The sequence below is a fragment of the Mycobacteroides salmoniphilum genome (genome assembly GCF_004924335.1).
Taxonomy (GTDB): domain Bacteria; phylum Actinomycetota; class Actinomycetes; order Mycobacteriales; family Mycobacteriaceae; genus Mycobacterium; species Mycobacterium salmoniphilum.
The window spans coordinates 4,563,217-4,569,318 of record NZ_CP024633.1; the positions used below are offsets into that span (position 1 = coordinate 4,563,217).

Annotated in this window: 8 protein-coding genes; 4 read left to right on the top strand and 4 right to left on the bottom strand. The window is 62.2% G+C overall.

The features are described 5' to 3' along the window. Nucleotides 1–32 precede the first annotated feature (32 nt). The 3 genes from DSM43276_RS22550 to DSM43276_RS22560 form a co-directional block, all read right to left on the bottom strand. Nucleotides 33–1,049, bottom strand: a complete 1,017-nt coding sequence (locus tag DSM43276_RS22550) for an alcohol dehydrogenase catalytic domain-containing protein (protein ID WP_234802965.1) — start codon at nt 1,047–1,049, stop codon at nt 33–35. Nucleotides 1,050–1,313: 264 nt separating this feature from the next. Next, nucleotides 1,314–1,616, bottom strand: coding sequence for a hypothetical protein (locus DSM43276_RS22555; protein ID WP_099051637.1), 303 nt, complete (start codon nt 1,614–1,616; stop codon nt 1,314–1,316). A gap of 49 nt (nt 1,617–1,665) precedes the next feature. Next, complete coding sequence (locus DSM43276_RS22560; RefSeq protein ID WP_078325777.1) at nt 1,666–1,947, bottom strand: hypothetical protein; 282 nt, start codon at nt 1,945–1,947, stop codon at nt 1,666–1,668. 271 nt (nt 1,948–2,218) lie between these two features. Between DSM43276_RS22560 and DSM43276_RS22565 the strand changes: the two genes are divergently transcribed. The 4 genes from DSM43276_RS22565 (at nt 2,219) to DSM43276_RS22580 (ending at nt 5,408) form a co-directional block, all read left to right on the top strand. Continuing rightward, nucleotides 2,219–2,845, top strand: coding sequence for a TetR/AcrR family transcriptional regulator (locus DSM43276_RS22565; RefSeq protein WP_078328522.1), 627 nt, complete (start codon nt 2,219–2,221; stop codon nt 2,843–2,845). Further along, nucleotides 2,845–4,077 (top strand): glycosyltransferase, encoded by a 1,233-nt coding sequence (locus DSM43276_RS22570; protein WP_078328523.1) that lies wholly within the window; start codon nt 2,845–2,847, stop codon nt 4,075–4,077. The genes DSM43276_RS22565 and DSM43276_RS22570 overlap by 1 nt, the downstream gene beginning before the upstream one ends. Nucleotides 4,078–4,301: 224 nt before the next feature. Further along, complete coding sequence (locus DSM43276_RS22575; RefSeq protein ID WP_078328524.1) at nt 4,302–4,919, top strand: TetR/AcrR family transcriptional regulator; 618 nt, start codon at nt 4,302–4,304, stop codon at nt 4,917–4,919. A gap of 45 nt (nt 4,920–4,964) precedes the next feature. Further along, entirely contained in the window at nt 4,965–5,408 is a 444-nt protein-coding gene (locus DSM43276_RS22580; protein ID WP_078328525.1) for a hypothetical protein, read from the top strand. A 3-nt stretch (nt 5,409–5,411) separates the two neighbouring features. Here DSM43276_RS22580 and DSM43276_RS22585 read toward each other — a convergent pair whose 3' ends face one another. After that, nucleotides 5,412–6,086 carry a methyltransferase family protein gene (locus DSM43276_RS22585; RefSeq protein ID WP_078328526.1) on the bottom strand — a complete coding sequence of 225 codons (675 nt, stop codon included), beginning with the start codon at nt 6,084–6,086 and terminating at the stop codon, nt 5,412–5,414. Nucleotides 6,087–6,102 lie beyond the last annotated feature (16 nt).

Consider the following 6,102-nt stretch of genomic DNA (forward strand, 5'->3'; position numbering starts at 1 on the left):
GCTGTCGGACATGAAGCGAACCGCCGCCACGGTCAGGTCTTCATATCGAGGACCACGCGGAACCTTGCGGCGCCGGAGAGCATGTGTTCGTATGCCCGTGGTACTTCCGATAGGGGCATGATCTCGTTCATCGAACGAATACCATGGTGCTGAGCCAGATTCAGGTTGTCCTCGTTCTCTATCGAGCTACCCGTTAGCGATCCGACAATAGAGCGGGTTCCGAAGATGAGTTCAGGGATCCTTGCCTCGATGGGCTCCGAGTCGGCCCCCACGACTATCAGCTTGCCATTGGGGGCCAACCCCGCGATCAACGGTGACATCGAGGACCCGCTGGATGCCGTCGCGATGATTGCGGTAGCTCCGCCCAACGCGCGCAATGCCTTCGCGGGATTCCCTGCAGTGCTGTCGATGTACTCGTCGGCACCGAGTTGCGTTGCAAGGTCTACCTTTCCGGTACCCCGGGCGATGGCGACAACCCGATAGCCCAGCGCCTTGGCATATTGGATACCGAGGTGACCGAGCCCGCCGATGCCCTGGATGGCTACCAAAGAGCCCGGCCGGGCGTTCGCAGTCAACAATGCGCGGTACACGGTAAGGCCCGCACACAGCAGCGGGGCCACCTCACGCGGATCGACACCATCCGGCACGCGGACGAGGCCGCTGGCCCGGGCATACGCCACCTCGCTGTAGCCGCCGTCGACGGTGGTCCCTGTTTGATTCTGATTGGTGCAGTTCACAAAATCTCCGCGGCGACATTGCTCGCACTCGCCGCAGTGCCCGTTGAGATACCCGATACCAACCCGTTCACCGACTTGCCAGGCATGCACTCCCGCACCCACGGCATCGATCACACCCACGATTTCATGGCCGGGCACTATGGGTTTCGATGGATCCGCTCGCAGGCCCTCGGCGGCGAAGGCGTCGGTGTGGCACACCCCGCACGCCTCGACCCGAACTCGAACCTCACCCGGATGAGGTTCGGTAAGTTCTCGTTGCACCAACCGAAAGTCCCGCTGGCCGACCACTTCGAATGCACGGTATGTGGACACGCTGCCTCCTCCAGATACTCGCCCAGATCCCGTCACGCACGGCAGCGGGACGCACACACAGTGGCACATATCGCCGGACGGCGATACTTGCATACGAGGGGACGGTAGATGCGGCGAGGTGGCGGATTACTACTCATCGCGACCTCGCGGGGTGGGAGTCAGATCGACCCGCGAACTCAATCTTCATCGGAGTAGTGGCGACACGGTGTGAGGATCGTTGACAGATCACTCACCGCCCGGTGTCGCCACCACCCCATGGGGTAACTAGCAGGCCAGCGTGACGTACGCGACCTTTTGTCCTGCGGTGGGAACAGTCGTCGGCTGGTTGCGCATGTTGCGCCCCGGCTGCACATTCTGAACACCTGACTGCTGTGACACTCCCTGAACGGTGCACTGCGACGGATGGTCCGACCCCACCTTGGTGATGATCACTCGGTACCCGTTGGACTTGAGGTCATTGATGACGGAGTCCGGGTCCGCCGCGGGACCGGCCAAGGCTGCGCCGGCTGTCGCCAGGGACAACCCCGCGGCAGCGAGTAACGCCGCCGCGGTCGCGATCTTCTTCATGATTGTTGCTCCTTCTGCGTCGTCGAAGATGAAGCTGAGTTACATCTAGTTACGAAGCGTTGTTCTTGTTGGTGCCATAGGGGACGTGCGGGTTGGTGCCCAGCGGGACCAATGGGTTGGCGCCCTCGTAGGTCGGCTGGTGCGCGCCCTGCTCGTAGACGACATCGCCCGGAGCCAGGCACGGACGCAGCTCCGTGGCGTTGACACTGGTCTCGCTGGCGTAGCAGACCGGAGGAGGTGTAGGCCCTGCCAGGGCGACAGGGGCGCCCATGACAGCGACGGCCACAGCTACGCCGGCGCCTCCGAGGATTGCAGCGAGTGACTTTTTCATGTGGTGTTTCCTTTCCGCTCGGTCATCTTGCTAATGGCCTAGGAAGCGAACATCACTTGCCAAAGACATCAACGTTGATGCATTCACCCTGTTCAACGGCTTCAAGGTTCACCTGGTTCCCAATTTATGAGATCCTCGGCTGATTCTCAGCTAAATCTCAGAGTACCCCATGGGGGTTAGGGTCTGAGAAAGATGGTGTATAGCCGTTAACGCATCGTTAACCTGCGCAAATGTGCATATGATCCTAGATCAACTGATCTAGGATTCGATCATGCGATCTAAATCTGATCATGAGCGCACCTTCACCGAGGTCGCTCGCCGCGATCAGATCGTCGCGTGCGCCATCGAGGTCATCGCGGAGGTCGGTTACCCGCAGACCTCAATCCGAAAGATCGCCGAGCGCGCCGGCATCGCGATGAGCGTGGTGCTGTACCACTTCGGCTCCAAGGACGGGCTGATCGAGGCGGTGATCGCATCGATGTACCGGTCAGGCATTACCGCTGTGGTCCCCGAGGTTGATCGGGCACGGACTCAGACCGACAAGCTTGCGACCTATATCCGCTCCAGCATCAGCTATTTCAATACTCACCAGATTGAGCTGGCCGCGCTGGCGCAGCTCGGAACGAGTTACAAACCCCGCGACGGAAGACGTCTCGGCGACCTGGGCCTCACCCCCGAGCTGACCCAACAATTGACCCAGCTCGACCCGTCGGCCATTCTCCGCGCGGGCCAGAAGACCGGTGAATTCTCCTCCTTTCCAGTCGATTCCACTGCAATCGCACTACGCGGCGCCGTCAATGTCGTAGTCGAGAAGATCCTGCAGGACCCCGAGTTCGACGCGATGGGGTACGCGGAGGATCTCGTGAAGATGTTCCGCCGAGTGGTACGGAGGGTGTAATGGCTCGTATCGTTATCGCCGCTATCGGCAGCCACGGTGATGTCGCACCGTTGACCGGCATCGGTACTCGCTTACGTCAGGCCGGGCACCATGTGACACTCGCCGCGTATGAACGCTTCAACTCTTTGATATCCAACGCTGGCTTGGATTTTCGTGGCATCCCGGAACCGGCCACGCCATCGGAGAATGCCGATGTCAACGTCACGAAGGAGCTCGCCGAGTTCCTCGCTCCGCGAGGTATGCGATCGCTCGGCACCGCGCTGCTAAGTGCCATTCACGACGTGCCCGCGGACATCCTGCTGCTGTCGCCGTTCTCCGAGCTGGCAGGGCATCCCCTCGCTGAAGCGAAAGGCATTCCCTCCATGGGGATCCGGCTACAGCCCTGTTCGGCCACCGCCGAGTTTCCCCCGGCGACCCTCGGGTCCTGGTCCGCAGGGGCGGTGGGCAATCGTCTGGCGTCCCACGCCGGGGCCTGGCTCGTCGATCACCTCTATGGTGGAGTGGTGTCCGGGTTCCGGCGAGACCTCGGTCTGCCGAAGGCATCGACCAGGCAGCTACGCCGGAACAGGTCCGAGACGGAATGGCCTGTTCTGCATGGCTTCTCACCACACATCGTGCCACGACCACAGGACTGGCGGCGGGGCCTGGAGGTCACCGGATACTGGTGGCCGGAAGCCGATCCGCAGTGGCAACCCTCCCCCGCGTTGGTCGACTTTCTCACGGCGGGTGATCCTCCGGTGTTCATCGGCTTCGGGAGCACGCTGACCTCGGCCGCTCAGGCAGCACGCATGTCGGAGCTCGTGCGGGAGGCGCTCCGGCGGGCGGGTATGCGGGGCATCGTGCAAACCGGTTGGGCAGGAATCAATGCCGATGACGATGGCGTCGTGACGGTGGGCGAGCTGCCGCACAACTGGCTCTTTCCCCGGATGGCGGCGGTGGTGCACCATTGCGGCGCTGGGACAACCGCCGCGGGGCTGCGTGCCGGGGCACCTACTGTCGCCGTGCCCGGCCTAGGCGATCAACCCTTCTGGGCTCGACGGCTCCGGGATCTCGGACTCAGCGCCGGCACCATCCCGCAACGAACCCTGACGGTTGAGCGGCTAGCCGACGCCATCCGCACCGCCGTCACCGACCAAGAGCTCCAGGACCGAATCCGCCGGGTCGCAGACCTCATCGCCGCCGAAGACGGCGCCACGGAAGCTGTCATGACTGTCGATCGATTACTGGGCTGAGGGCGTTGTCGCGAGAACTTGTCAGGGTGACCGAGGAAGTCCGCGACACCCCTCATGAGTCCGTCCACGTCAACAGCGCGGGGTGAACTCGGTCGCGGTTCCCTGGTCATGCCTGCGAAACAATTACGGCGACAGTGTTGCCGTAATTGCCCCGTGGTGTCAAGAGGGACATACTGGCCGATGTGACGGACGAGCGACGAACGCGCGGCCGCCCACGCGTTCCGATGGATTCGATCATCGACGCGGCGCTGCGGATCGTGGACGAGGAGGGCGGCGAGGCGCTGTCCATGCGCGCGCTGGCACGCCGGCTCGATTCCGGGACCGCTACGATCTATCGGCATTTCGAGAACCGCACTGAGCTCGTCGCGCATGTCGTCGATCGGGTATTCGGCGAGGTCGAGTTCGACGACGGGAAACTCGCGGAACTCCCCTGGCAGCGCGCGTGCACCGTCACCTCACGTGCTTTGTTCGATGCCATGCGACGCCATCCGAATGTCGCCGCATTGCTCACCGATCAACTGCCCGTCGGGCCGAAGGTTTTCATGCTGCGTGAGCGCACGCTCGCGCTGTTTGTGAATGCAGGATTCTCACCGGTCGATGCGGCCCGCATATATACGACCGTGGGCCGATACGTCCTGGGCTTCGCGACTCAATTAGGCATGGAACACAGGAGCCGCAGCACCGATCCCGCGCTCCTGATGCGGCTTGTACAGGGCCTCGATCTGTCGAACTTCCCGATGACACTCGCGATCGGGAATTCCCTGGCCGTTTCGATCGAGGATGATTTCGAGTTCGGACTCGAGCTCCTCGTCACCGGCCTTGAGCACCTGCACGACAAGTAGCCGGTCGCGGCGATGGCGACATCGCCACAGCAGTAGGGTCGAGTGATGACCAGCGCCGGATACGTGCTCAGCACCGACACTGCGGTAACACTTCTCGCCGCCGGGCTCATCTTCTTACTCGCCCTTGGATTGGGTGTGTGGAAGTACCGCCAAATGGTCACGAGCCCAAATCATCTCGCCCATCCGTATGTCGATACCGCGCATAGGGCCGCACTGCTTTATGCGTTCGCCACCCTGCTCACCGCGGCGTTCGTCGAGTTGAGTGCGTGGCCCGGCTGGGTAAACCTCACTGCCGCAATGGTGCTGGTGTTCTTCTTTCTGGCAGCCATCGTGAGCTACATGGTGCACGGGGCGCTACGCGACACCACCAATCAATTCGAAGAGCCCAACCCCGGCATGCATGTGGCGATGGTCTTACTGATTATCGGCGAAATGGGCGGGTTCGCGGTTCTGCTTACCGGATTCTTACGTGCCCAATGGTTTTCGTAAGAGTCACCACACATACGGCACCAGGCGATAGCGCGCCGTCTGCGCGTACTCTCGGTATCCGTCCAACTGTTCGACGAGCAGCCTCTCTTCGTCGCGGATGCGCACGACGAGTGCGACCAGGCCGGGGATGACCGAGACCAGTCCCCAGTACGAGCCGAGTGCCAGCGGAAACCCCACGACGGTGATCACGTTGCCGGTGTACATGGGGTGGCGCACCAACCCGTAGAGGCCGGTGGACACCACGGTCTGTCCCGTCTCCACCTGCACCGTGGAGGCCGCGAAGCTGTTCTGAATGACCACAAGGCTCGTGACACCCAGCCCAACAGCCACCAGAACATCACCCATGACGCATATCGCCGACGGCACCGAGGACCAACCGAAGCGATGATCCAGCGCACTGATCACAATCATCGCTGCCAGCGACACGTACCAGCCGCCGATAAGGACCTTCTGCACTGTGCGGGTCTCTGCCACCGGCCCCGCGTGCTTACGCCGCTCGTGCGCAGCCGGATTGGCCTGCTGCAAATACGCAGTGGGTATCCATGTCGAAAGGGCGAACACCGCCAGAAAGACCCACACCTGCCAGTAGTCGAAGGTTCCAGCGAGCAAGAACAGCACCGAGCCGAACACGGCAAGTTCAACGAGCCCCAGCCCCACAACTCGCGCCATCGCTTTCACTGATCCTCCTGGTCAC